Raw genomic sequence first — 25575 nt, 5'->3', positions numbered from 1 at the left:
TCGCGGGCACTATTGTCTACAACGACTCATGGTGGTTCGTCCGTCAAGCCGCAACTCCGGTATTTCGCGTCCAGTTCACCGAAATGGCTCAATTAAGTCGGTCATAAACAGGTGGCGCAATTAGATTGGTACTTTTCTTTTTGAGCTAGGCCATTAACCTAGGCGCTATGAAGTATACCCAATTGAGCTAGGCAAGAAGGCATGACGGTACGCATCGCGAGGATTTATCTGCGCGTCAGTTCCCAGGAACAAGATCTTCAGCGACAGGAGTCGATCATCGACGACGCCAGGACGGCCGGGTATTACATCGCCGGCGTCTATCGCGAAAAAGCCTCTGGTGCTCGGGCCGATCGGCCGGAGCTGTTGCGGCTGATCGCGGACCTTCAGCCGGGCGAAGTCGTGATCGCGGAAAAGATCGATCGCATTAGCCGTCTGCCATTGCCGGAAGCCGAAAAGCTCGTTGCAACGATCCGCGGAAAAGGCGCACGGCTTGCCGTGCCCGGCATTGTCGATCTGAGCGAGATCGCGGCCGACGCCGAAGGCGTAACAAAGATCGTGCTCGAGTCAGTGCAGGAGATGTTGCTGAAGCTTGCCCTGCAGATCGCTCGAGACGATTTCGAGGATCGGCGTGAGCGTCAGCGGCAGGGTGTCGATCAAGCCAAGGCCAATGGCAAATACGCCGGCCGACAGGCCGACGCGGCCACGCACGAAAGGATCATCGCCCTTAGAACTGGCGGAAATAGCATCGCTCGGACTGCCAAGCTGGCGGGATGCAGCGAAAGCCAGGTCAAACGTGTATGGGCCGAGCATCGTCGCAGCGTAACCATAAATGGGATCGGTTCCGAGAGAGCCAAAGAAGAGGCTTAAGAACGGCTGTTCGCGACCCCAAGCATTCATTCACATTTGCCTGCGCTACGACGCGCATTGACCCAAAGACGACAACCAAAATACCCGGCGGGACACGGGTGTTCGCGTGACGGTGACAGTGCCGCCTAGTGCTACGGAAAGAGACGGCGGCCAAAGAAGGTCGCCGTCCTTTTTCGGCTCACGGGCGACCGTTCTTGTTCCGGGTCGCATCGACCAGCTTGTAGGTCTGGCCGGATTTCGGCGTCGGCGGCATCGGCTCGCCGCGCGTGACGGTGCGCTCTTTGCCGGTGTCTCCACCACGGGTCCCGAGAATCCCGTATTGTCCAGAACGAGGGGCAGTCTGCCCCGGCTTGAAAGTTTTAGTCATGATTGCCTTTCCGGAGCGCGCCTGATGCGAAGCCCACGTCCAAGGGGTCGGTTCCGGTAGAGGGCGAAATGACACTCTAAGGAAGCATGGTCGCATAAGAATGGAGCAACAGCCTTATTTCGGACGCTCTGCCATAACCAGCAGCAGGAAAGCCCCGAGATCGCGCCACCTGCTGAATCGTGGCACTATCTTACAAGCGTCCTCCGTGGGTTGAGGCTCTCCGATGCGCGTTAAGCGAAAGCCGGCAAACGCCACTGCGTTGAGATAGTCTCCGATTGTTCTTGGAAAGCGAGGAACGGAGAATGGCACGATATTCTCATCTTTGGGGCGATTTCCGAACTTCCAGTTCTCTGTAAAAACTTCTTTGCTGAAATAGCGAGCAACACACAGACCGGTCGTCTTACCATGCTCATCTTTCTGCCATTGCAAGCCGGGCGTAATGAAACACGGGTGCAGGACGCTGAACGCGATGAACCCGCCCGGACGGACCAGGCGGTAGGCTTCATTCATAGCGCCTTGAAAATCAGGGCCGTCCATTAACGCCATAGTTGAGACGACTGCATCAAAGGAAGAGGCAGGCAGTCCGGTTTCTGAACTATACGACCCAACTTTATACTTTACGCCGACTGGGTCTGCGATCTCCGCCTGCCGGGCATGCTCGATTAAGCCCTGCGAAATATCGATGCCCGTCACCTTAGCGCCCATTTTCGCGAAGTGTCGGGTATTGGTGCCTTCACCGCATCCAAAATCGATAACGTCCAGGCCAGTAATATCTGGCAGAAATTCCACGAAAGCCGGAAACGTGAACAAGTCGCGATACACGTCGTAGCCGTTGCGCACGTCATCGGTCCATTGGTCGGCGTTTTGGTTCCAGCGAGCGGCGACTTCATGGTGTGCTTTGTCGGTCATTCCATTCTCCAGACTATGCTTCCTCAGGTGTTTTAACGTCGATGCGGTTGCGCTGAACAACGTCAGCGACGGTATTTTTGCTGATGCTGAGATCGCGCGCGATCCAGCGATAGCTACGGCCTTCAGCAATCAAAGCCATTACCTTCGGCGCAAGCCGATCTGACTTGGGACGCTCTCCGGTCTGACGACCGAGCACTTTACCTCGCGCCTTAGCAGCGGCGAGCCCGGACTTAACCCGCTCACTGATGAGGTCACGCTCGAACTCGGCAATGCCCGAGAGCAATGTCGCCAGCATGCGGCCATGTGGCGAGGACAGATCAAACGCCATTCCGTTCATGGCGATCACCGACACCTTCCACCCCTCCAACTCGCGCAACGTGTTAAGCAGGTCGACCGTGGAGCGGCCCCAGCGCGAAAGTTCGGTAACAAGCACCGCGTCGATCTTCCGAGCTTGCGCCAGCGCCATGACTTTGCGTCGTTCGGCACGGTCGAGCTTTGCGCCTGAGCCTGTCTCCTTGAAAACCGCTGCCACGTCGTAGCCGGCACGATCTGCGAATGTAGCCAAGTCACGCTCCTGTCGTTCGCATGACTGATCGGCAGTCGAAACACGGCAATAAATTGCGGCGCGCTGTCCCAATTGAACCCTCGTGGATTTTAGTGTCGGAAGGCCTTGATTTGTATGGACTCATTGTTGTCCAAAACAGACTATACTTCAATAGGGACAATTGCGGCATGCCAAGGCGACATATTCTCACCGAGCGACAGCGCTCGGCACTCTTCGATCTGCCAATCGATGAATTGTCGCTGCTTCGGCACTACACACTGAGCGACGACGATCTTGGACACATCCAGGAACGCCGCAGGCCGGAGAACAGGCTTGGGTTCGCCCTGCAGCTTTGCGCGTTGCGATATCCAGGGCGCGCGCTGGCTCCGGGCGAGGTGATCCCGCCTGATGTCCTGTCGTTCATCGGGGCTCAGCTCGGCGTCCCAGCCGATGCGCTTCTTACCTATGCTGCCCGGCGGCAGACCCGCCAGGAGCATATGGAGGGGTTGCGCGAGATCTATGGCTATAAGACCTTCGCGGGTCGTGGTGCCCGTGATCTGCGGGACTGGCTTTTCCATCAGGCTGAAGACGCCCGCTCGAACGAAGATCTTGCTCAGCGCCTGGTCGCACGTTGTCGTGAAACTCTGACGATCTTGCCAGCGGTATCGACGATCGAGCGACTATGTGCGGACGCGCTGGTCGCCGCCGAGCGGCGGATCGAGACGCGGATCGCGGAAAAGCTCGACAATAACGCACGCGAACGGCTTGATGGGTTGCTGACTGAAGTGCTCGATGCCAATGTCAGCCGGTTCATCTGGCTTCGCCAGTTCGAGGTCGGCAACAATTCCGCAGCGGCGAACCGACTGCTCGACAGGCTGGAGTTGCTGCGTGGCCTGACTCTTGATCCGCAGCTTCTCGCCGGTATCCCGCCGCACCGTGTCGCACGCCTGCGTCGGCAGGGCGAGCGCTATTTTACCGATGGCTTGCGGGACATCAGCTCTGATCGGCGCTGGGCGATCCTTGCCGTCTGCGCCGTGGAATGGGAGGCGGCGATCGCCGATACGGTGGTCGAGACCCATGACCGGATCGTCGGAAAGACCTGGCGCGAGGCGAAACGGCTGCATGAAGAACGGATTGCCGATTCCAAGGCAACCGTCACCGATACGCTACACGCCTTCACCACACTCGGAACTTCCCTGCTCGAAGCCCGCAATGATGGTGTGCCGCTGGAAATGGCGGTCGCCAAATCGGCGGAATGGGGTCGGCTCGAACAACTGGTCGCGGCCGGTGCCCAGCTCAGCAATACGCTGGCGGACGATCCATTGGCTCATGTGGGACAAGGATATCATCGCTTCCGCCGCTACGCGCCGCGCATGTTGCGGTGCCTGAAGTTCAAGGCAGCATCGGTAGCCCAGCCCTTGATTACGGCGGCAAAAGCCATCGGCGAAATGCAAGCGTCACCATCGGCGACCGACAGCTTCTTGCGGCCAAATTCGAAATGGCACCGCCATTTGAGAGCACAAGACCAGGGCGACAATCGCCTTCGGGAGGTGGCGGTCCTGTTTCACCTGCGGGATGCCTTCCGATCCGGTGACATCTGGCTCGACCATTCGCGCCGCTATGGCGATCTCAAACAGGTGTTGGTGCCGATGATTGCGGCACAAGCTAATACAAGACTAGCAGTGCCCCTCGATCCGCAAGTATGGCTGACTGATCGAAAGGCTCGGCTCGCCGATGGCCTGAAGAGACTTGCACGAGCAGCGCGCGACGGAACCATCCCTCGTGGCAGTATCGAGGATGGAACGCTGCGGATCGACCGGCTGACGGCTGACGTTCCGGACAGTGCCGAGGAATTGATACTCGATCTCTATCACCGGATGCCGCCAGTTCGGATCACCGACATCTTGTTGGAGGTCGATGCTGCGCTCGGGTTCACCGAAGCCTTCACTCATCTGAGAACCGGGGTTCCATGCGGTGACCAGGTCGGCCTGCTCAATGTGCTGCTCGCAGAAGGGCTGAATCTGGGACTGCGGAAGATGGCGGAGGCCACGAATACGCATGATTACTGGCAGCTATCGCGCCTTGCCCGGTGGCACGTCGAAAGCGACGCAATGGACCAGGCGCTGGCGATCGTGGTGGCTGCGCAGGCAAAACTGCCAATGTCCCGGTTCTGGGGCTTGGGAACGACCGCATCGAGCGATGGCCAGTTCTTCCCTTCGGCCCGGCAGGGCGAGGCGATGAACATGGTCAACGCCAAGTATGGAAACGAACCCGGCCTCAAGGCTTACACTCACGTCAACGATCAGTTCGCGCCGTTCGCATCACAAACCATTCCGGCGACAGTCAGCGAGGCCCCATACATCCTTGACGGCCTGCTGATGAATGAGGCTGGTCGTCAGGTTGGAGAGCAATATGCCGATACGGCCGGCTTTACCGATCACTTGTTCGGGACCAGCAGCATGCTCGGATACCGCCTTGTCCTGCGCATCCGCGATTTGCCTTCGAAGCGCCTTTACGTGTTCAATCCCGCAGGGACACCCAAGGATTTGCGCAAACTGGTCGGCGGCAAGATCCGCGAGGAATTGATCATCGCGAACTGGCCCGACCTGTTCCGCTGCGCCGCGACCATGGCTTCCGGCAAGATCAAGCCGAGCCAGTTGCTCCGCAAGCTTGCCTCCTATCCACGCCAGAACGATCTGGCGGTTGCGCTGCGAGAGGTTGGCCGCGTGGAGCGGACACTCTTTATTATAGAGTGGATCCTCGACACGGACATGCAGCGGCGTGCCCAGATCGGCCTCAACAAGGGTGAAGCCCACCATGCTCTCAAGAATGCGCTGCGCATCGGTCGCCAGGGTGAAATCCGTGACCGAACCACCGAGGGCCAACATTACCGGATCGCCGGACTCAACCTGCTCACCGCAATCATCATCTACTGGAACACCCTCCATCTCGGCCATGCAATCGCAGAGCGCCGGAATGAAGGACTTGATGTGCCGCCCGAACTTCTGGCGCATATCTCTCCACTGGGTTGGGCACACATATTACTGACCGGCGAATATCTCTGGCCTAACGGAGAAACGGCTTAGAGTGTCATTCCGCCCCCAGCCGGAACCGACCCCATTGTCGGAAGCGTCACTGCCAGCGCGGCGAGCACATTTCTAAAGCGCATTCGATGTTCCTTTCATTATCGCTGTTATTTGGCATCTCGGCGGCCGTGGCTGAGAAGACGCAGTGCGTTGGCCGTGACCAGCACTGTCGCGCCGGTATCGGCGAGGATCGCCATCCAGAGGGTGGTGACACCAAAGAGTGTCGTACCGAGGAAGATGGCCTTGAGGCCGAGTGCCAACCCGATATTCTGCCAGATGTTGCCGAGTGTTGCCTTCGACAGAGCGATCAAGTCTGCAACACCCATGACACGGTCGCGAAGCAGGGCAGCATCAGCAGTCTCGAGGGCCACATCGGTTCCGCCGCCCATCGCCACTCCGATGGATGCCGTCGCGAGCGCCGGCGCATCGTTGATGCCATCGCCAATCATCGCGACCGGCCCCTGTTCCTTCAGGCGGGCGATCTCGGCAAGCTTGGCATCCGGTAGCAGCTCGGCCTTGATATCGATGCCAAGCGTCGAACCGATCGCATTGGCGGTGCGCTGGTTGTCGCCAGTCAGCATGACGGTCGCAACGCCCATCTCCCTCAATCGCCTGAGCGCTGGGGCCGCATCATCTCGTGGCTCGTCGCGCAACGCGATCAATCCCTCGATCACTTTGCCCGTCATCAGCACGACGACGGTCTTGCCTTCCGCCTCCATGGCGGCAATCCTGTCGGAGACATTTTCCTCGATCGACGTTTGCTCTGCCGCGTAGCGCGGCGATCCGACAGAGACGAAACCGTTCTTCAATCGGGCAGTGACAGCCTTTCCTGGTGTCGCCTTGGCGCCGCCAAAACTTGCCGGTACGGTAAGATCGCGGGCGATCGCTGCCTCACCAATCGCAACGCCGAGCGGATGACTGGTATTGCGTTCGACAGCTGCTGCGCGCGCCAGCACGTCGTTCTCCGTCCCGACAAGCGGAATGACATCCGTGACCTGAGGGCGGCCGCGAGTCAGGGTCCCAGTCTTGTCGAATGCGATCGTCTTGACCTTTCCGAGCGTCTCAAGCGCTGCTCCCCCCTTGATCAGCAAACCTCGGCGCGCGCCGGCCGCCAGCCCGGAGGCGATGGCGGCCGGTGTCGAGATCACGAGGGCGCAAGGGCAGGCAATCAGGAGCGTCGAGAGGCCACGATAGATCCAGGTCGTCCAATCACCACCAAAGAACACCGGCGGCACCACGATGACCAGCGCCGCGACAACCATGGCCGCGGGTGTATACCATGCACTGAAGCGGTCGATCAGACGCGCCATCGGGGCTTTCGACGCCTGCGCCTCCTCGACCATGTGGATGATCCTCGAGATGGTATTGTCCGCCGCGACATGGCTGATCGCCACACGCAGCTCGCCGTTGGTGTTGATGCTGCCGGCATAGACATTGGCGCCGACGTCTTTTGCGACCGGAACTGATTCTCCGGTCACCGGAGCTTCGTTGACTTCGAAGAAACCCTGGATGACCTTACCGTCGGAGGGAACTCGGTCTCCTGGCCGAACCACCACCACATTGTCGATCATCAGTTCTTCGACCGCGACCTTCTCGACGACGCCATCGCGTTCTCGCAGAGCGCTTCTGGGGACCAGATCGATCAGCGCCTTGATCCCGGCTCGCGCCCGACCGGCCGCGATCGTTTCCAGAAGCTCGCCGACCGCGAACAGGAGAATGACGACTGCGGATTCTTCGGCTGCCCCGATCAAAAGTGCTCCGATCGCCGCGACGGACATCAGGGTTTCGATGCTGAACGGCGTCCCGGAGGTAGCGCCCGCAATCGCGCGGCGCGCGAAGGGCACGATGGCGATGAGGGCGGCAATCGAATAGGCAGCTTGGCCCCAATCCGGGATCAAATGGGCGATTATCCAGGCGACTGCGAACATCAGGCCGGTGAAGATCACCAGGCGGCCCTTCTTGCCCTTCCACCAGGCCTGATCGCTATATTCCGGCAGCTTTCTGGTGGCTCCGGCATCCGGGTTCGCTACAAAGGGGGTAAACCCCAGCGCCTTGATTTTTTCCTCGACGGTTCGGGGCGACGTCCTGTCTTCGTCCAGCATGATCGCCATGCTTTCCTGGCTGTAGCTGACATTGATGTCGCTGACACCCGGCAGACGCTTCATGGCGTTCTCGATCTTGATCGCGCAGGCGGCGCAATCCATGCCTTCGATCTTCATTTTCAGGGCGCTGGAAGCAGCCATGACGTCACCTCGACAATTTCGAACTGACGCACTACATGGACCCTGTAGCAACTATAGGGTCAAGCCATGTCCACCAATATTCTCACGATCGGCTATCTCGCCAAAAAGACCGGTACAAAGGTGGAGACGATCCGCTTCTACGAGAAGAACGGCTTGCTCCCCGAACCGGGGCGGACCGACGGGAACTACCGGGCCTACGATCATGCCCACCTCAACCGTCTGAGCTTCATCCGACGCGCCCGAGACCTCGGGTTTTCGCTGGAACAAGTGCGCGGACTCTTGAAGCTCAGTGACGATCGTGAACAATCGTGCGCGGCGGTGGATGAAATCGCAAACGAGCATCGCGCCGAGGTCGAACGAAAGATACACGATCTGCAGGCGCTGAAGGCCGAGTTGGACAACATCATCGACCAGTGTGGCTGCGGGACGGTCGCCGACTGCAGGATCATCGAATCCCTGTCGCCGAAGTATTAGCAGAGCAAGCGGCTGGACGCTGCGGGAGCGAGGAAATCTCCTGGCCGGAAGAATACGAAGAGCATCGCGCGGAGCTCGATGCCTGTCCGGCGCGGTTCACGACCATCACCCGCTCACGGCTTGAAGACGGCAAAAATGTCAGCGCCGCCGACTATATCTGGGCGCTCAAGCAGCAAGCCGCGCTCACGGCGGAAGTGAAAGAAATGCGGGAGGTCGACATCCTGGTCCTGCTGACCACGAAGAAACCTGCGCAGGTTCTCGGCTACGAGCATACCGAGCTTGGCAACATCGCGGCTCCTCCGATGCCACCTGCACGGTCGTTGCCATCGAGACCTGGATCAGGTTCGGAAAGCTCGCCAAGGGTCCCCTCTTCAGCCGCGTCACCGGAAAGGGTAAGGATGTCGGCCCGGACCGCCTCAACGACAAGCAGGTTGCCCGCCTCGTCATGACGGCGGCGCTTGCGCACGAAGCTTTCGGACCTGCTTGCGGCCTATGTACGGATCATGGAAGGTCCTCGTCGACCGCGACCTCGAAACAAGCGTTCAGCGCAAGGCGAAGGCCAGACATGCTGAAGGTGGGCCTTGACCTTACCCTCGCTGGAAGGCCTAACGTCACAGACCGATGGAGACTGCCGGCAATGCGCGCTCGCCCCGATACACTCGAAGAGAACATCCTCGCTCTGTTCAACCGGGCCTGTCGGCAGGGCCGCTGGGACGTTGCCGAGCATTTGCTGTGTGCGCTGGAAGCGGCGGGCGACGAGGGTGATGGTTGCGAGCTGCCTTGCGTTCGCAGCCCGCTTGCCGATGCGTACCTGTCGATCGCAAGCCGTCACTCTAAACAGTGACGGCTTGTCGAGAGCGTTCCTATCAGCAGCACTCACCCTGCCGTCGGATCTGCGGACGCCTCGACCGGGTGCGATCGGAATTTCGGATTGTCGGTCAGATCCGGTATCATCGAAACAATCCTTCAACTTTCTCCCAAAGGCTCGGCTCCGGATGTGCGTGCGGCTTCTGTGTCCGGTTGGTCAGCGCGTTGACGAACGTCACCAGGTTGACCGGTTCGAACTTCAGGCCATGGAACCGTGCCCGCAACTGACCATCCTGGTCGATCACGTGGGTGACGATGCCATGCATCTGCATGCCGCCGTCCTCCGCAACGAACTTCAGACCGTATGCCTCGGCGATCCTGCGGGTGTTGTCCTCTGGCTGGTCGGACGCGGCGGTGAGGAGGATCCAGTTGACCGGGTCGACCCCATGGGCCGAGCCATACTCGCGGAGCACCTGCGGAGTGTCGCGCTTCGGATCCGTCGTGATGGTGACGAACGTGACCATCGTTTTCATCGGCGTCTGGTTCACCATCGCCTGGATCTGGGCGATGCGCTCCGTGTGCAGCGGGCAGACGTCCGGGCAGCTCGTATAGATGAAGTTGAGCACCACGATCTTGCCGCGGAGATCGGCGAGGCCGACGGCCCGGCCGTCCGAATCCTGCAGCGCGAAGGCGGGCGCCGGGCTGTCGGCCGGCTGGAAATATTTCTCGTTGTCGCGCAAGTTCTGGTCGACGTCGTCCAGCGAGTGCGCGAGCACGGGAGTAATCAGCGTTGTCATCAGCGCAATCGCCAGCAAGACGGAGCGTAGGAAGGTCATGCCGCCCCGCTGCGCAGCGCCTGCAGAAGAGGAAAATGAAACGGCAGTCCAAGTCGAAGTGGTCATGAGCTAATCCTTCTGCGGCTTGAGGACGAGTCCGTCCTCTCTGAGGGCGATGACCGATCGGAGGAACGCAGTCATGTCCGGCGCGTCCCATTCGGCCGGTCCGACGAGCCTTCCAAGCTCCCGCCCCTGCGGGTCGACGAGCAGCGTCGTCGGCAGGCCGAAGGAAGCAAGTGCAAACCCGGCCTGGCTCGTCGCATCCACGTGGATGGCGAGCTGCTGGATGCCGGTTTCGGCATAGAATTTCTTCACCGCCTCCGGTCCGCCGCGATCGATCGAGAGCGCCACTACCTCGAAATCCTTGCCGCCGAGCATGGCCTGAACTCGGTCGAGCGTTGGCATCTCCTGCCGACAGGGCAGGCACCATGTCGCCCAGATATTGAGGAGGACGACCTTGCCGCGGAACATGTCCAACGTCTGTGGCGTGCCGGCGTCGTCGGTGAATTGAAGCGCAGGCACCGGCTCTGGCGCGTCGCGGAACACGAAGTTCTTCGGCGGTCCGGCGGCGGCCGGGGACGCCAGGGCGGCTATGAAGATCGCTTTCAGGAGGAACCGTCTCATGACGCTTCTCCAGTAACGATGGGATCGTTCGTGGACATGTTCCGATGTCCTCGATCACTCCGTCGCGTAGACGGCCGGAGGTTTGCCGTCCTTCGTGACGGAGTAGATTGTGAACGTCCCTGTCTTCGTGCCGACCATGCCGGGCGAGCCCATCGGCATTCCCGGCAATGTGATGCCGGCAATCGCGGGCTTTTCCGACAGGAGCTTGCGGACGACTTTGACCGGCACATGCCCGTCGATCACATAGCCGTCGATGAACATGGTGTGGCAGCCCTCCAGATCTTCGGGCACGCCGGCCTTGCGGCTGATCTCGGCGAGGTCGTTGGTCGCCTTGACGTCGACTTCGAAGCCGTTCTCACGCAGATAGGCGGCGTAGCCTTCGCAGCAACTGCATTGCGGGTTCTTGTAGAGCATTGCGCGACCAGGGCTGTCCGCGATCGCGGGAAGCGGCAGGAGCAGGGCGGCGGTGCCTGCGAGGAGAAAAGTTCGTCTTTGCATCAGAGTTTCCTTTCATCAGGTTTGAGTTCAGGTGACGCGGAGCACGGTCATCATGCCGGTCATCTGGTGGTCCATGACGTGGCAGTGCAGCATCCAGTCGCCGGGGTTGTCGGCGACGAAGGCGGCTTCGACGACGTCCTTCGGCGCCATCAGCACGGTATCCTGCCATTGGCGGTGCGGGACCGGGGCACCATTGCGGCTCAACACCCGCATGCTGTGGCCGTGCAGGTGCATCGGATGCCACCAGGCGGTCTGGTTGCGCAGGATCAGTACGACGCTGCGTCCGCGCTGGAACGTGAGGGCGGGCTCCATGCCGGCATGGCCGTCGCCGGTCATCGACATGCCGTTGATCGCCCAGGCCGGACCACCGCCCATGCCCATCATTCCTTTCATCATTTCGCCACCCATCATTCCACCCATTCCAGCCATCAGGCCTCCGCCCATCATGCCGCCCTGGAGCGTCAGGTCATGACGCTCGGCCGTTCCAAGGTCGGGCTCCGGCAAGGGGTTGCGTGGAAGGCCAAGCGGCGCGTCGAGGGGACGATCGCGAATGGGCGGCTTCGGGTCGTAGGCCAGTTGCGTCAGTCGATAGGATAGGCCGCCGTAGAAGTCGTCGACGACTTCGTAGCGCCGTCCTGGTTCCCCCTGCATGTCGAGAACGACGTCGACGCGCATGGCAGGCCCGAGCAGAATGCGGCCGGCCTCCTCATGCGGATCGCAAGGCTGGCCGTCGATCGCGATGACCACCGGCTCGTGGCCTTCGAAGCGAAGCGCCATGATCCGGGCGAGCGAACCGTTGATGAGGCGGAGGCGAACACGCTCGCCGGTGCGGACCCGTTCCGTCTCCGAGGCTTGGCCGTTCAGGGTGACGGCGTTGCCGACGCGGCCGGACATCGCAGCCTCCATCCGGTTGCCGAAACCGGAGGCGATCTCGCCTGTGTCCTTAAGCCGCCAGTCGGCGAGGAGCCAGAGCAGATCGCGATCGACGGCGACGGGGTCGCGCTCCTCGACGATCACGGCTCCGGCGAGGCCGCGGCCGAGCTGCTCGAGGCTGTTGGCGTGCGGGTGGTACCAGAACGTCCCGGCGTCCGGTGGCGTGAATTCGTAGACGAAGCTATCGCCGGACCTGATTGGCGGCTGTGTCAGGCCGGGCACGCCGTCCATGGCGTTGGGCAGGCGGATGCCGTGCCAATGGACGGTGGTGTCCTGGGCGAGCCGGTTTTCGACGACGAGCCGAGCGGGTTCGCCTTGCCGCAGGCGCACGGGCGGTCCGGGCACGGTTCCGTCATAGGCCCAGACGTCGGTCTCCGGACGATCCCGGCCGGCGAGACGCGCGCGGGCCGGCGCGGCGATGATCCGGTACTCGTTCGAGCCTGCCGCACGCAGCAGCGATGACGGCAGCCCAGCGGCTAACAGGAAGCTTGAGCTCGCCTGGAGAAAACCCCGACGCGACATGCGGCCATGGAATGCGGTATTCACAGTCGATCCTTCCAATCACCGTTGATGGAGGAACGTGCTGCCTTCGTGGTCGTGGATACACACGTGCCACGACACGGCGCATACGCGTTCGCTTGCCCGGCTCGGTCGCGTCAGACGACCGCCGGGACGTCAGCCGATGTCGGTGGTTCGGGGAGGATGGAGATCGGGTGGTGCTCTCGTGCCACGGAGGAGCGAGCTACTTATGGGGAACGAGGCGAGTTGTTCGACGACCGGCACGGATACTCCCTCGGGAAGCACGGCAAGGACGGGCGTCGTGCAAACGACGCCGCACGCCATCGCCTTCATGCCATCGTCACCGCCGTCCGGGCAGTCCGGGCAGCCGTCCTGCATGGAACCGGTCATCCCGGAGGCCATCGCCATCTTCATCGACATGCCCGTGGTCTGGGCGACGGACAGGCTCATCCCCACGGCGACGAAAACCGCGAGGAACAAGGCGACAAGCTTGCGAGCCGACAAGCGTTTCATGGCAGTAGAGAAGATGACGCTAAAATACGACGAACACAAGCCGCGACTGCGTCCGACCGCATCCCGACGCCCGCGTCTCGGAACGACTGTCCGCGACGCGGGCGAAGACTTCAGCGGTAGAACAGATACTTGATCAGCGCCGCGATCACGAGGACGACCACGACCAGTCCAAGGAAACCTGCGAGTCCCATGCCCCACATCATGCCGCCGCCCATCATGTCGTTCATCATTGCATCCTCCTTTCATTCCGCCGCCTCGAGCTTGTCGTCGCTCTCCTCCACGGACGCATCGGACAGGGATGCCGACGGCAGCCGCCAGCCTTTGACCATGCCGTAGACTGCCGGGATGACGACCAGCGTCAGCAGCGTCGACGACACCATGCCGCCGATCATCGGCACGGCGATGCGTTGCATGATCTCCGATCCCGTCCCGGTCCTCCAGAGGATCGGCACAAGGCCGGCCATGATGGCGACGACCGTCATCATCTTCGGCCGAACGCGCTCGACCGCGCCGACCATGATCGCCCTGTTGAGGTCCAGCTTCGAGAAGGCTCGACCTTCCTTTTCGCAGGCTTCGCGCTGCTCCTTCATCGCGTGGTCGAGATAGATAAGCATGATCACCCCCGTCTCGGCCGCGACGCCCGCCAGCGCGATGAAGCCGACGGCGACCGCGACCGATGCGTTGAAGCCCATCCACCACATCAGCCAGATACCGCCGACCAGCGCGAACGGCAATGACAGCATGACGATCAGGGTTTCCGTCAGCCTCTTGAAGTTCAGGTAGAGCAGCAGGAAGATCAGCGCCAGCGTCAGCGGGACGACGACGGCGAGCCGCGCCTTGGCCCGCTCGAGATATTCGAACTGGCCGCTCCAGGCGACGGAATAGCCGGGCGGCATTGTCACCTTCTTGGCGACGGCCTGCTGGGCTTCCGCCACATAGCCGCCGAGATCGCGGTTGGCGATGTCGACGAAGATGTAGACGACGAGCTGGCCGTTCTCGGTGCGGATCGTGGTCGCACCGCGGGTCAGCTTGACATCCGCGACTTCGCCGAGAGGCACCGTGCCGCCACCGGGCAGGGAGACCTGCACGTCCCTGGCGATAGCCTGCGGATCGCTTCGCGACGCCCGCGGATATCGGATCGCCACGCCGTAACGCTCCCGGCCTTCAACCGTCTGCGTCACCACCTCGGAGCCGAGCGCCATGCCGACGACGTCCTGGATGTCGTTGATCGTCAGGCCGTAACGCCCGAGCGCGACGCGGTCGGGAATGATGTCCAAGTAGTAGCCGCCGATCACCCGTTCCGCATAGGCGCTCGACGTTCCGGGCACCGTCTTCAGCACCGTCTCGATCTGCCGGGCGATCTTTTCCATCTCGCCGAGATCGGTGCCATAGACCTTGACGCCGACGGGCGTTCTGATCCCGGTAGACAGCATGTCGATGCGGGCGCGGATCGGCATCGTCCAGGCATTGGCGACGCCCGGAAACTGCATGGCGGCGTCCATCTCCTGCTTAAGGCTGTCGGTGGTCACCCCCGGCCGCCACTCGGATTTCGGCTTCAGGGTGATGATCGTCTCGAACATCTCCGTCGGAGCAGGATCCGTCGCGCCATCGAGAAGGTCTTGGTGAAGGCGAGCGGGCCGAACAGGCGGCCTTCCTGCGATTCCAGCGTGAAGATCGGCAGGAACGACACGGTGATGATCAGCAGGCTGAAGAACAGCGCCGGGCCTACTTCGCTGGCCGCCTCGACAAGGATTTCCACCCGTGGCTTGTCGGGCGGCGCTCGTTCCAGATGCTTGTGGGCGTTCTCGATCATAACGATCGCCGCATCGATCATCGCCCCGATGGCGATGGCGATGCCGCCGAGGCTCATGATGTTTGCGCCAATGCCGAGCAGCTTCATGGCGATGAAAGCCATTAGGATGCCGACGGGAAGCATGATGATGGCCACGAGCGCACTGCGGACATGCAGCAGGAAGGCGATGGTCACCAGAGCGACGACGATCGATTCCTCGACCAGCGTGCCTTTCAGGGTTTCGATCGCTGCCTCGATCAGTGTCGAGCGGTCGTAGACCGGGACGATCTCGGTGCCGGCCGGGAGGCTGCTCTTGATGGAATCGAGGCTCTTCTTGGCATTGTCGATGACCGTCAGCGCATTGGCACCGAACCGTTGCAGCACGATGCCGCTGGCGACCTCGCCTTCGCCGTTCAGTTCGGTGATGCCACGCCGTTCGTCCGGAACCAGCTCAACCCTTGCGACGTCGCTCAGTCTGAGCGGTACGCCGTTCTGGCTTTTCAGGACGATGTTCTCGATGTCTGGGATGCCTTTGAGATAGCCGCGCCCACGCACCATGAACTCGAATTCGGACAGTTCGACGGTGCGGCCGCCGACATCCGTGTTGCTGGCGCGCACGGCATTGGCGACGTCGTTGAGCGTGACGCCCTGTGCCTTCAGCCGGCCCGGATCGACGACGATGGAATATTGCTTGACGAAACCGCCGACGCTGGCGACCTCCGAGACGCCCTCGGACTTGGAGACGGCGAAGCGCACCACCCAGTCCTGCAGCGATCGCAGTTCGGCGAGCGACAATTGCTTGGCGACCACGGCATACTGATAGACCCAGCCGACACCTGTGGCATCCGGACCGAGCGTCGGCGTGACGCCCTGCGGCAGACGGCCCTGCGCGGCGTTCAGATATTCGAGAACGCGGCTTCGCGCCCAGTAGGGATCGGTGCCGTCGTCGAAGATCACATAGACGAATGAGACGCCGAAGAAGGAAAAGCCCCGCACGACCTTCGACTTCGGAACCGTGAGCATCGATGTCGTCAGCGGATAGGTCACCTGGTCTTCGACGACCTGCGGGGCCTGGCCGGGATACTCGGTATAGACGATGACCTGGATGTCGGAGAGATCGGGAATGGCGTCCAGCGGTAGAGAGCGCAACGCATAGATCCCGCCGGCGACGGCAAGCGCCGTGCCGACGAAGATCAGCACGAGACTATGGGCGGACCATGAGATGAGGCGGGAGATCATGGCTTCGCCTCCTCTGGCGTCATGGCGTTCAGCGCGGAATTGAGGTTGCTTTCGGCATCGAGCAGGAAATTGGCGGCCACGACCACCTTGTCGCCGGCGGCGATGCCCTTGGTGATCTCGGTCTGGTCCTCGCCCCGGACACCGAGCGTGACGTCCTTCGGCTCGAACTGACCGTCGCCTTTGTCGATGAACACGACCCGGCGATCGCCCGTATCGATGACGGCGCTGTTGGGGACGGCGACGACGGGGTTCGGTGCTCCGGCCTCGATCCCGACGTCGGCATACATATTGGAGAGCAGCACACCGTCCGGATTGGGAAGTTCGATGCGGACTTTCGTCGTCCGCGTCTGCATATCGACTTCAGGATAGATCAGATCGACCACGCCCTTGAACGTCCTGCCGGGAAGGCTCCGAACGGTCACATTGACCTCGGCTCCGCTGCGGACGGAAGCCAGATCATATTCCGGCACGTCGGCCATCACCCAGACGTTGGAGATGTCGGCGATGCGGAACAGCACGTCGCCGGGTTTGGCCATCATACCTGTTGTCGCCATGCGTTCGAGGATGATGCCGTCGCGCGGCGCGGTGTAGCCGATGCTCGGCGGCACCTGACGGGCATTCGCTATGCTATCGACGACCTCCTGCGGGACGCCGAGGTTCTTCAACCGCAGTGCCGAACCGGTGTCGCCGTTGCCACGCGCATCGCTCCTGCCGGCGGCATATTCCGACGCCGCGGTGGCAATCTCTCTGGAATAGAAGCGGAAGAGCTTCTCGCCCTTGCTGATGTGGTCGCCCGTCGTGACGTTGGCGACGTCGTCGACAAAGGAATCCGTCCGCATCGAGATGACGCTGACGAGCCGCTCGTCAAGCGCAATGGTGCCAGGCACCTCGATCTTCCGACTGATGCTGGCCATCTCCGCCACGGCCGTCTTCACGCCTGTCCGCTGCAGCTTGCCGAGCGAGACCTTCACCGTTGAGGCGTCGCCCTGATCGCCTTCGTAGACGGGGATGTAGTCCATGCCCATCGAGTCCTTCTTCGGCACCTTGGAGGTGTCGGGCAGGCCCATCGGGTTTCGGTAGTAGAGCAGTTTTCCCTTCGCAGGCGTGGCTGCAGACGATGACATGATCGTTTCCGTTTCGACCGATTTAGGCGTGGTCTCTGCAAAGCTCACATCTTCGCTCGCACGTACAGTGAGGAACGGCCGGCCATCGTCGGTATTCTTCGGCGTCGCGGAGAACTGCGGTCGGCCGTCCGGGTGGCGGTAGTAGATGATTGCCCCGGTCGTAGCGACCATGGAAGCCGCAGGCGTGGCAAGAGCCGGCTCGACGACATGAAGACCGAGCCGCGCGCCAAGATCGTTCGTGCCAGCCCAATAGAGCATCGCACTTGAATTGAGAATCGAGTGGGGTTTTCACGAGGGTATTGGTGTGATTCACTGCGGTTGGAGGTGAATCACATGGGTAAATCTCATTCTGTTGATCTTCGTCAGCGTGTTGTTTCCATGGTCGCTAGCGGCCAATCACGGCGAGCCGCTGCCCGTCATTTCGCAATCAGCGACAGCAGTGCGATCAAGCTGCTGCAACGCCGGGAGCGGACTGGGCTGATAACCCCCGCGCGTCAAGGAAGGCCACCAGGTGCAGGGAAACTGTCGGCGTTTCGCGATTTCCTGGTCGCACAGGTCGAAGGCAAACCGGATATCACCATGCCAGAGCTTGCCCGTCGCCTTGAGGATGAACATGGATTGGTTATTCCACCATCGTCCCTGTCGCGGTTTTTGATAACGCAGGGATACACATATAAAAAAACAGATAATGGCGTCGGAACGCGCTCGCGCTGATATCCGAAAGGATCGTGATGTCTGGATTTCGAAACGCCAACCCCGGATGCGATTTGAACCGCATCGACTTGTTTTCTTGGACGAAACCTCGGTGAACACAAAGATGGTGAGACTGCGTGGGCGCTCCCCGCGCGGCGAGCGTCTCATCACGGATGCGCCCTTTGGCCACTGGGGGACACAGACATTCATTGCAGGCTTGCGCTGTTTCGGTCTTACTGCGCCCTGGATTATTGACAGGCCGATGAACCGGGAAATCTTCGACACCTACATCGAGACCCAGCTTGCGCCGACACTCGAACCAGGCAATGTCGTCATCCTGGATAATCTTCGCGTTCACAAGAGCGATAAAGCCAAAGCCTGCCTCAAGGAAGTTGGTGCGTGGCTCCTGTTTCTGCCGTCTTATTCGCCAGATTTGAACCCGATCGAAATGGCCTTCGCCAAAATTAAGGCCCATCTCCGAGCCGCCGCCGCTCGCACGTTTGACGCACTCTCAAATGCGCTCGGATCCATCTGCAACCTCTTCAACAGCCAAGAATGTCGAAACTATTTTACAGCCGCAGGCTATGGGTTCGATTAAAGGTACGGCGCTCTAGCCTCCCCCGCCGAGCAATACGGCGAGGGAGAGCGTGGCTGTCACGCGGGATGGCGTGTTCAAGGCGCTGCCTTGAGGACGACTTCGCCCTCGACGGTGTCCGGCTCGCCCTGGACCTTGGCGGCAAGCTTGAAGCGCCAGCCGCCTGCCATGGTGAAGTCGGACTTGAAGGCGTAGACGCCGGGCTCCGTCGAGGTCGCCGCCTCGACGGGGGTCGTCATCATCTCCATGCCTTCCGGGGCCATGTCCATGCGGGTGGTGAAGATCACGGCGTCGGGCACGGGCTTGCCCGTCCGCTTGTCGACCAGGCGGACGGAGACCAGCGATCCCTGACCTTGTTTCACCTCGGTCGAGACAGGCTGGAATTCATAGTTCTGGGAGGCTGCAACAGCCACGGTGGCGGAGCCGGCGACCAGCACGCCGGCGAGGAGCATCGCTCCTGCGGAAAAGGAAGTCTTGTTCATGATTCCGATCTCATCGGGACGGATCTCCTCGATCGCGTCTTCGGGTCAAAATTGATGGCCATCGGATTCGTGCGGACGCGTTCAAGCGTCCGGCGAGAACCGCAGGCGTGTTTCAAATTTGGTTTGAGATCAGGCTTTCGGAGGTCGGGCCGGCGGCTCGATCAGGGCCGAGGTCAGTTGCGACGCGGGCATCAGATCGTAGCGGTGGGACAACCAGGAGACCGCGAACGACCAGCCGTGGACATGGGGAGTGTGGGCGAAGATCGATGTCGTGCAGACCAGCGCCAACGGGCAGCCCTTGGCACAATCCGGCTTGACGGGCTGCTTGTCGGGACAGCATGGCATGTTTTCCGCCATCTGCATTCCCGGCGTGGCGTTGGAAATATTCTCGATCGCCGTCGCACCCGAAGACGCCATAGCACTGCTGGCCAGCCCGATGCTCATCGGGCCGACAACGACCGCGAGCATGGCAACAAGCAGGAACACACGATGGAGGGTCCGCAGGAGGGTCATGCAATTATACTGGCATTTCGGTTTCGGGATTGGAAGCCGGGCTCACGAAGATGTGTTGTGCACTTTCACATCAGGTATCGAATGCAAAAATCACGTGCCAAGAAGATCAATGAACGCCGCAAGATTGCTCGCTGGCGTACGGCTGGTATCAGCGTTGACGTGATCGCCAAGAAACTGCACCGACATCGCTCAACCATTTTCCGTGAGCTGCGCCGCAATACTTTCGAGGATCGTGAGATGCCGGACCTCAACGGTTACTATTGCGTGATGGCCAATGACATGGCGCGAGAACGGCGTGCCAAGCTGCGCAAACTTGCCCGGTTCTCGCATCTGCGCCAGTCGGTGATTGAGCGCATCATGCATGGCTGGTCGCCGCAACAGATTGCTGGCCGATTGCAGCTTGAGCGCCATCCGATCTCCGTCAGCCATGAGACGATCTACAAGTTCGCCTATTCATCGGACGGTCATGCGATCAAGCTGGGGCGACATCTGCCGGCCATCGTGCCAGACGCCGGCCACGACACGCCAGGCGCCGCCATGGCAGGCGTTTCACCCCGGATGTCAACATTCTCTACCGGCCAGACGTCGTCGCCGAGCGCAAACAGTTCGGGCTTTGGGAACGCGATCTCATCCAGTTTCGCAAGAAGTTCGGAAAGGCCAACGTGGCGTCGCTGGTCGAGCGTGTCAGTCGCTTCGCCGAGAGAGGTGGATCCATTGTCTCTCAGCGACCGTGATCTCACCGAGATCTGCAATCATCTGAACGCGACACCGCGCAAATGCCTCAGCTACAAAACACCCGCCGAAGTTTTCCGCCAGAAACTCCTCGCGCAAATCCGGCGCACCGGTTAGCCTCTCGAAGCCGCAGGTCGCGGTTCGCTATGAACTCACATACGCCCAAGCCTTCGCCGTTCATCATCGCCGACGTCATACGAAGAAGAAGCGGCAACCTCATTCCGCGTGCGTGGGCGCTGAGGGCTCCTAGTCGCCGTGCCGGTCGCCGACGTTGGCGCAGGTCTGCTCGACATGTCCCGATCTGGTCCCCAGTAGAGACGTCCGATCAGACGCCCAATACTTCCGCCAGCGCGGCTAACCGATATCGGGCGGCGCGAAGAAGCAGTTCAAGTTGTCTTCGGTCGGGTGAAGGCAGATATGGTATTCCCCGTCTCCAGAAGGAATCTCGTCTCCGTAGGGAACAAAGAACTCATGGTTCCTTGTCACAAGAGCATGGTCTCCAGGATGGATGATGACGGAGAATCCGTGAGGTCCCTTTCGAACGTCGGAACTGGGTATCGCGTTGCAGTCGCCGCCAGATTTCTGGCCCTTGCAGCACGCAGGTGGGTACGTCCAACCGCTGCTGGCCTGGTGGGCATCGCTCCTGACGAGCAAGCCGATCAGTATCGCGGCACAGAGGATTGCGGACGCGGTCAGTGATTTGAAAGCCATCTCCGCGCTCCGATCGACATGTCGTCGCCCTGGACAAAGCATACGCCGATTGCCCCTCGCAGTAACGGAAATCTTCCAGCGCAAATTATGGCGCGAAGATCTGCTATTGAACCATGGGAGCCGCCAGAATCCTGGTTCCAGCCACGGGCCACCGGCGGCAACCTGCTGAAACGAGAGTTACCCCCGTCCGAACGCGAGCGCCGCCCGAGCCGGAAACTCCGGCCTCTCAGCCAGAGGCTGCCCTCGACCCCAAGGGCGATCGAGGGAACCGCGCAGGTCGTGAATCCCGCAATGGCTTCCAGCGAGTAGTGGCCCGTCGTGACGCAGACGATCCGGAAAGCCATCGTCATGGCGAAGTACGCCAGTGTCGCGGTTGCCGACCCAGCGAGCTCGGTGAACCCGGACTGATGTGGATGGAACATATACAGGCCCGGCTCGCGCTCCCGAAAATGAAACTTGAGGATGCCGCGCTCGGCCTGGCACTAGGTGATGAGGTCGACAGTCTTCAGCGTCGGTGTCAGGGGAAATTGGCATGCAGGTGGAAGGAGTTGATCGGATCGAACTCCACCACGTTGACGAGGTAAATGCGAACAGGCTTGTCCTTGACGATCCGGATCGGCTTTTTCGCGTAGGCATGCGCGACGGTGTTGACCGCATAGACCTCGTTCTCGTTGTCGAAGTTCGTGTCGAAGGCGTTCATGATCATCACGAACTCCTGCCAACCGGCATTCTCCGGCGTGCCAAGCAGACGCGAGCGGGCAACAGCCTCATGCTCGGGATGCCGAGCGGGATCGGGATCGATCACGAAAGCGCCGTGCATGCCTTTGTGGATGTGGCGCTTCAGCGGCAGCGCATGGCAATGGTAGAGGTGGCAGCCGAACGGTTTCGCGTCGAATTCGTAGACGAATTCTTCGCCGGGGCCGATCAGGCCGGCGCCGGGTACGCCGTCCATCCGCGCGGCATGGATGCCGTGGAAATGCATGGAATGCGGGTGCGAGCCGTAGTTCCTGAAGACGATCCGCAAGCGATCGCCCTCTGTGGCGCGCAGCGACGGACCCGGCACGCGGCCGTTGTAGGTCCAGGCTGGAAACATGATACCCGGCGCGATCTCGATCTCTTTGTCCTCGGCCGTCACCTCGAAGGTGCGCAGCCTACGTCCGTCCGGCAATTGCGATACGGTCCCGGTGTCCCAATCGCTGAGCAGCTTGGTCGGATCGAAGCCGTTGCGCGCGTCATCCACGTCTCCAACGGTCATCATCGCGCCGTGCGTCGTGAGATGTGACGATACTGCCTTCTCTTCAGCTGTCGTTGGCACCGCATGGCCGAGGTGGCTGGCTTGCCCGCGTGCGCCACCCGCGGCGACCACTGTACCCCCTGCTGCCGCAAGCCCGCCTGCCAGGAGCAATCGGCGGTCCAATTTTTGGTCCAGCCACGATTTCGTTTCGCTCATATCCACGCCTTATTGCAAATGCAATTGAGAACCATTAGCAACAAGTAGCACGGGCGAAAAAGTTTAGCCATAGCTATATTGTGACGTCGCCTTGTTGGAGACGACCGCGGCGTCGTGCAGAGCGGCAAGCTCGTGCCGAGTGGTCCGAAGCTCGTCCGTGCGCAACAAGTTTTGATTTCCCTCTTTCCGAGGCAAGCCCTATTTCGGTGCCATGACAATCAAAATTGCTACCAGTCTCAGAACGGCCTCCTGGATCGTGCTTTTTTCGGCCATCGGCTTCGGGTTTGTAAAGCTCGGGTTTGCAGTCGTCTGTTGGGTTGGCGGCCACAACCTGTTTGAGGCGATGTTTGGGTTTACGACGCCCTTTATCCTCGGGGCAGCGATCGGGATTGAATCCCTCTTTTGGTTGAGAGGCCGTCCGCGGCGTGCCCGTTCCCCTGTTTCCAGAGGTTGAGCGGCTGGCCGCATGCTGGATCGGGTATAGGCTGTTTTCGCTGCTCTCTCTTAGTACGCATCAGAACTGTCATCAGCCGCGACAAACATTTCGTATCAGCCACGCTCCTGGGTCTGTGCAGCCCGGGATCCTCAAGCGCCTCTGTATCCGGGGGGCGCGCAACATCTCCATGTCGAGTGACGAGAGGAAGTGTGGCGTCATGACGTAGGCATAAGGCGCGGCGCGCGGCGGTCGTGTCGTGGCTCACTTCCTTACCGAAGATCTTGGCCTCAGCGCCTGGTGCGATACTTCATGACCACGCTGAGTTGGTCGACGGCCCAGCCGCCGGCGAAGTATGCGAGCGTCAGTTCGAGCTTGACCCTGTACTGGCTCCAGGGTTCAAAGCGGCTGAACGGAAGGCTACCAATTGCGTTCAAGACAGGCGCTGAAGCGCGGAACCCAGATGAGCTACGAAACGCCGACATCGGCCGATGCCCGACTTCGATGGAGCCTTGGCATATCCTGGCTGCTGCATGTCGTGGTATGCGTTTTCGTCCTTTCACTGCCAGCTCCACCGGATTTGAAGGTTCTGGAAGAGGCAACCCTCGACGTAGAAATTGTCGATCCATCGTCGATGGAGCAGGAGGCGGAGAAGCGAACGGCGCGGACCACGGATTCCAGGTCCGAGGCCATAGGCGTAAGTACTCCTCCTGTTCGAAACGAGAGGGCGGCACAGGATCTTGAGCCGCCGATGGTGAAACCATCGCGCATGATGTCGGGCGACGTACTCGCGCACGCACGAAGTCGCGAGGCTCGGGAAGAGCTCGCCAAACTGGCACGCAGCGACCAAGTCGAGCAGTTGTGCGGCCTCGAAGCCATGGCCCAGGTCAGCGCATGGAGCGCTGAGATCGACGCTGAATACGTCAGAGCCTGGGCGATCGCGGATCCGCTGCTGTCGGGAAGTGTCTTTTCGGCGGACGGCGCGGCACTTCAAAGCAAGCGGAAATGGTACCGCCTCCAGTTCAAGTGCTTCCTGACACCGGACTATAGCAGGGTCACAGGTTTCGAGTTCCGCTTGGGGGACCTTATTCCCCAACGCGACTGGCCAAGATACAATCTCCATGACGAATACGAAGAGCACTGATGCGCGCGCCCTTGACCCTCAAGTCGGGTATCGAGTGAAGGATTGAATAGGAACTGGCCATCAGATGATGATGTCGCGGCAATGTCCCCGAGATGCGCATGGCGGGAGTATGCGCCCATCACGCAGGCCTGAGCCGTGCGGTAGGTCTAAGACAGCGGCTACTGGTCGCCAATTGCGCCGAAGCGACGCAGGCGTCATCACCTTCAAATCTTTGGTTGGCTTAAGGCTATGTCCAGGGATTGAGAACAGCAGCGGCGCGCAGCTCGGAGTGCTCTTAATAACTTTAGAAGTCATTCCAGCCCCAACGGAGGCCATTTCAAGCTCGGAGTTCCCTGCATCTTAAATCAGGCGTATTTCCGGGCAGGTTGACACGCATGACCCTTTGCACAGCTCAAAAGCCGGCGTCGAAGATTCTTTTGCTCGTCATGATCGCTGGTTATGTCACGGCAGCGCCTGGGCCGGCGGCTGCGCATCCGCATATCTTCGTCAACGCAAAGTTCGAAGCGGTGGCGGACCCGGATGGCAATCTGGCCGAGGTCCGCGACGTCTGGCGCTTCGACGAGGTGTTCTCGTCATCCGTCATGCTCGACTTCGACAAGAACGCCAATCTGAAACTTGACCCTGCAGAGCTCGCTGCCGTGGCCGATACCGTGCGCAATTCGCTGGCCCAGTATAATTACTACATAAACATAACGATGAACGGAAAAACGGTGGCGCTGGCAAAGCCGGACGTTTTTCACGGGGCATACGAAGATGGCTCTCTCGTCCTGTCGTTTTCGCAGAAACCGAAACAGAAAACCGCGCTGAAAGGCGTCGCCGTCTTTATAACTTTAGAAGTCATTCCAGCCCCAACGGAGGCCATTTCAAGCTCGGAGTTCCCTGCATCTTAAATCAGGCGTATTTCCGGGCAGGTTGACACGCATGACCCTTTGCACAGCTCAAAAGCCGGCGTCGAAGATTCTTTTGCTCGTCATGATCGCTGGTTATGTCACGGCAGCGCCTGGGCCGGCGGCTGCGCATCCGCATATCTTCGTCAACGCAAAGTTCGAAGCGGTGGCGGACCCGGATGGCAATCTGGCCGAGGTCCGCGACGTCTGGCGCTTCGACGAGGTGTTCTCGTCATCCGTCATGCTCGACTTCGACAAGAACGCCAATCTGAAACTTGACCCTGCAGAGCTCGCTGCCGTGGCCGATACCGTGCGCAATTCGCTGGCCCAGTATAATTACTACATAAACATAACGATGAACGGAAAAACGGTGGCGCTGGCAAAGCCGGACGTTTTTCACGGGGCATACGAAGATGGCTCTCTCGTCCTGTCGTTTTCGCAGAAACCGAAACAGAAAACCGCGCTGAAAGGCGTCGCCGTCTTTATAACTTTAGAAGTCATTCCAGCCCCAACGGAGGCCATTTCAAGCTCGGAGTTCCCTGCATCTTAAATCAGGCGTA

The 25575-nt window shown here is 60.6% G+C and carries 22 protein-coding genes and 4 pseudogenes; 10 read left to right on the top strand and 16 right to left on the bottom strand.

Annotated features, from left to right (window positions below; genetic code table 11):
• The first annotated feature begins 201 nt into the window (after positions 1–201).
• The gene (locus tag LPU83_RS59350; protein ID WP_024319091.1) at positions 202–867 is read left to right on the top strand and encodes a recombinase family protein; all 666 of its coding nucleotides are present in this window, start codon (positions 202–204) and stop codon (positions 865–867) included.
• A gap of 178 nt (positions 868–1045) precedes the next feature.
• Here the strand turns inward: LPU83_RS59350 and LPU83_RS59345 are convergent, their stop codons facing one another.
• The 3 genes from LPU83_RS59345 to LPU83_RS59335 all read right to left on the bottom strand — a co-directional run bounded on the left by LPU83_RS59345 (position 1046) and on the right by LPU83_RS59335 (position 2780).
• On the bottom strand, positions 1046–1234 hold the full coding sequence (locus tag LPU83_RS59345) for a hypothetical protein (RefSeq protein ID WP_024319092.1): 189 nt from the start codon (positions 1232–1234) through the stop codon (positions 1046–1048).
• Positions 1235–1348: 114 nt separating this feature from the next.
• The gene (locus LPU83_RS59340; protein ID WP_015241701.1) at positions 1349–2143 is read right to left on the bottom strand and encodes a class I SAM-dependent methyltransferase; all 795 of its coding nucleotides are present in this window, start codon (positions 2141–2143) and stop codon (positions 1349–1351) included.
• A gap of 13 nt (positions 2144–2156) precedes the next feature.
• Positions 2157–2780: a recombinase family protein gene (locus tag LPU83_RS59335; protein WP_024318593.1), complete on the bottom strand. Its 624-nt coding sequence runs from the start codon at positions 2778–2780 to the stop codon at positions 2157–2159.
• Between the two features lie 95 nt (positions 2781–2875).
• Here LPU83_RS59335 and LPU83_RS59330 point away from each other — a divergent pair, with 95 nt between their 5' ends.
• Entirely contained in the window at positions 2876–5773 is a 2898-nt protein-coding gene (locus LPU83_RS59330) for a Tn3 family transposase (RefSeq protein ID WP_024318592.1), read from the top strand.
• A 107-nt stretch (positions 5774–5880) separates the two neighbouring features.
• Here the strand turns inward: LPU83_RS59330 and LPU83_RS59325 are convergent, their stop codons facing one another.
• Positions 5881–8016 carry a heavy metal translocating P-type ATPase gene (locus LPU83_RS59325; RefSeq protein WP_024318591.1) on the bottom strand — a complete coding sequence of 712 codons (2136 nt, stop codon included), beginning with the start codon at positions 8014–8016 and terminating at the stop codon, positions 5881–5883.
• Positions 8017–8082: 66 nt separating this feature from the next.
• On the opposite strand from LPU83_RS59325, the gene LPU83_RS59320 reads away from it, so the two are divergent.
• From LPU83_RS59320 to LPU83_RS59310, 3 genes and pseudogenes are all read left to right on the top strand, one after another.
• A complete protein-coding gene (locus LPU83_RS59320) occupies positions 8083–8490 on the top strand; it encodes a MerR family transcriptional regulator (protein WP_024318590.1) in 408 nt (135 codons plus the stop codon).
• A gap of 289 nt (positions 8491–8779) precedes the next feature.
• Positions 8780–8953 (top strand): annotated as a pseudogene (locus LPU83_RS74315) (integrase); the annotation flags it as partial.
• Positions 8954–9127: 174 nt separating this feature from the next.
• On the top strand, positions 9128–9334 hold the full coding sequence (locus LPU83_RS59310; protein WP_024318588.1) for a hypothetical protein: 207 nt from the start codon (positions 9128–9130) through the stop codon (positions 9332–9334).
• 106 nt (positions 9335–9440) lie between these two features.
• Here the strand turns inward: LPU83_RS59310 and LPU83_RS59305 are convergent, their stop codons facing one another.
• From LPU83_RS59305 to LPU83_RS59275, 7 genes and pseudogenes are all read right to left on the bottom strand, one after another.
• A complete protein-coding gene (locus LPU83_RS59305) occupies positions 9441–10094 on the bottom strand; it encodes an SCO family protein (protein WP_374046221.1) in 654 nt (217 codons plus the stop codon).
• Between the two features lie 108 nt (positions 10095–10202).
• Complete coding sequence (locus LPU83_RS59300) at positions 10203–10757, bottom strand: TlpA family protein disulfide reductase (RefSeq protein ID WP_024318586.1); 555 nt, start codon at positions 10755–10757, stop codon at positions 10203–10205.
• Between the two features lie 54 nt (positions 10758–10811).
• On the bottom strand, positions 10812–11255 hold the full coding sequence (locus LPU83_RS59295; protein WP_024318585.1) for a DUF411 domain-containing protein: 444 nt from the start codon (positions 11253–11255) through the stop codon (positions 10812–10814).
• A 27-nt stretch (positions 11256–11282) separates the two neighbouring features.
• Positions 11283–12710 (bottom strand): multicopper oxidase family protein, encoded by a 1428-nt coding sequence (locus LPU83_RS59290; protein ID WP_029710487.1) that lies wholly within the window; start codon positions 12708–12710, stop codon positions 11283–11285.
• 153 nt (positions 12711–12863) lie between these two features.
• Positions 12864–13220, bottom strand: a complete 357-nt coding sequence (locus LPU83_RS59285) for a hypothetical protein (protein WP_024318583.1) — start codon at positions 13218–13220, stop codon at positions 12864–12866.
• A 242-nt stretch (positions 13221–13462) separates the two neighbouring features.
• A pseudogene (locus LPU83_RS59280) lies at positions 13463–16251 on the bottom strand (efflux RND transporter permease subunit).
• Positions 16248–17633, bottom strand: coding sequence for an efflux RND transporter periplasmic adaptor subunit (locus tag LPU83_RS59275; protein ID WP_024318582.1), 1386 nt, complete (start codon positions 17631–17633; stop codon positions 16248–16250). Before LPU83_RS59275 ends, LPU83_RS59280 begins: the two are co-directional and overlap by 4 nt.
• A gap of 75 nt (positions 17634–17708) precedes the next feature.
• On the opposite strand from LPU83_RS59275, the gene LPU83_RS59270 reads away from it, so the two are divergent.
• Positions 17709–18666, top strand: a protein-coding gene (locus LPU83_RS59270) for an IS630 family transposase (RefSeq protein WP_112334086.1) whose coding sequence is annotated in 2 segments (ribosomal slippage) — positions 17709–18059 and positions 18061–18666 — 957 coding nt in all. Because the reading frame shifts where the segments join, the coding sequence is not laid out codon by codon here.
• Between the two features lie 74 nt (positions 18667–18740).
• Here LPU83_RS59270 and LPU83_RS59265 read toward each other — a convergent pair.
• Together LPU83_RS59265 and LPU83_RS59260 are read right to left on the bottom strand one after the other, a co-directional pair.
• Positions 18741–19145, bottom strand: coding sequence for a FixH family protein (locus tag LPU83_RS59265; RefSeq protein ID WP_024319089.1), 405 nt, complete (start codon positions 19143–19145; stop codon positions 18741–18743).
• Positions 19146–19274: 129 nt separating this feature from the next.
• A complete protein-coding gene (locus LPU83_RS59260) occupies positions 19275–19658 on the bottom strand; it encodes a hypothetical protein (RefSeq protein WP_029710609.1) in 384 nt (127 codons plus the stop codon).
• Between the two features lie 81 nt (positions 19659–19739).
• Here LPU83_RS59260 and LPU83_RS59255 point away from each other — a divergent pair.
• Positions 19740–20507 (top strand): annotated as a pseudogene (locus tag LPU83_RS59255) (IS30 family transposase).
• 237 nt (positions 20508–20744) lie between these two features.
• On the opposite strand, the gene LPU83_RS74310 reads toward LPU83_RS59255, so the two are convergent.
• The 3 genes and pseudogenes from LPU83_RS74310 to LPU83_RS59240 all read right to left on the bottom strand — a co-directional run bounded on the left by LPU83_RS74310 (position 20745) and on the right by LPU83_RS59240 (position 23421).
• Entirely contained in the window at positions 20745–21101 is a 357-nt protein-coding gene (locus tag LPU83_RS74310) for a hypothetical protein (protein WP_024319087.1), read from the bottom strand.
• A gap of 386 nt (positions 21102–21487) precedes the next feature.
• Positions 21488–22551 (bottom strand): annotated as a pseudogene (locus LPU83_RS59245) (multicopper oxidase domain-containing protein); the annotation flags it as partial.
• 723 nt (positions 22552–23274) lie between these two features.
• Positions 23275–23421: a hypothetical protein gene (locus LPU83_RS59240; protein ID WP_157997370.1), complete on the bottom strand. Its 147-nt coding sequence runs from the start codon at positions 23419–23421 to the stop codon at positions 23275–23277.
• 26 nt (positions 23422–23447) lie between these two features.
• Between LPU83_RS59240 and LPU83_RS74305 the strand changes: the two genes are divergently transcribed.
• The 3 genes from LPU83_RS74305 to LPU83_RS59225 all read left to right on the top strand — a co-directional run bounded on the left by LPU83_RS74305 (position 23448) and on the right by LPU83_RS59225 (position 25565).
• Positions 23448–24128 carry a DUF930 domain-containing protein gene (locus LPU83_RS74305; RefSeq protein WP_244656150.1) on the top strand — a complete coding sequence of 227 codons (681 nt, stop codon included), beginning with the start codon at positions 23448–23450 and terminating at the stop codon, positions 24126–24128.
• Between the two features lie 374 nt (positions 24129–24502).
• Positions 24503–25018 carry a DUF1007 family protein gene (locus LPU83_RS59230; protein ID WP_051509110.1) on the top strand — a complete coding sequence of 172 codons (516 nt, stop codon included), beginning with the start codon at positions 24503–24505 and terminating at the stop codon, positions 25016–25018.
• 31 nt (positions 25019–25049) lie between these two features.
• Positions 25050–25565 carry a DUF1007 family protein gene (locus LPU83_RS59225; RefSeq protein WP_051509110.1) on the top strand — a complete coding sequence of 172 codons (516 nt, stop codon included), beginning with the start codon at positions 25050–25052 and terminating at the stop codon, positions 25563–25565.
• Positions 25566–25575: the final 10 nt, after the last annotated feature.

The sequence above is a fragment of the Rhizobium favelukesii genome (assembly GCF_000577275.2).
Lineage (GTDB): Bacteria > Pseudomonadota > Alphaproteobacteria > Rhizobiales > Rhizobiaceae > Rhizobium > Rhizobium favelukesii.
This window is presented reverse-complemented; position numbering and strand designations above follow the sequence as displayed.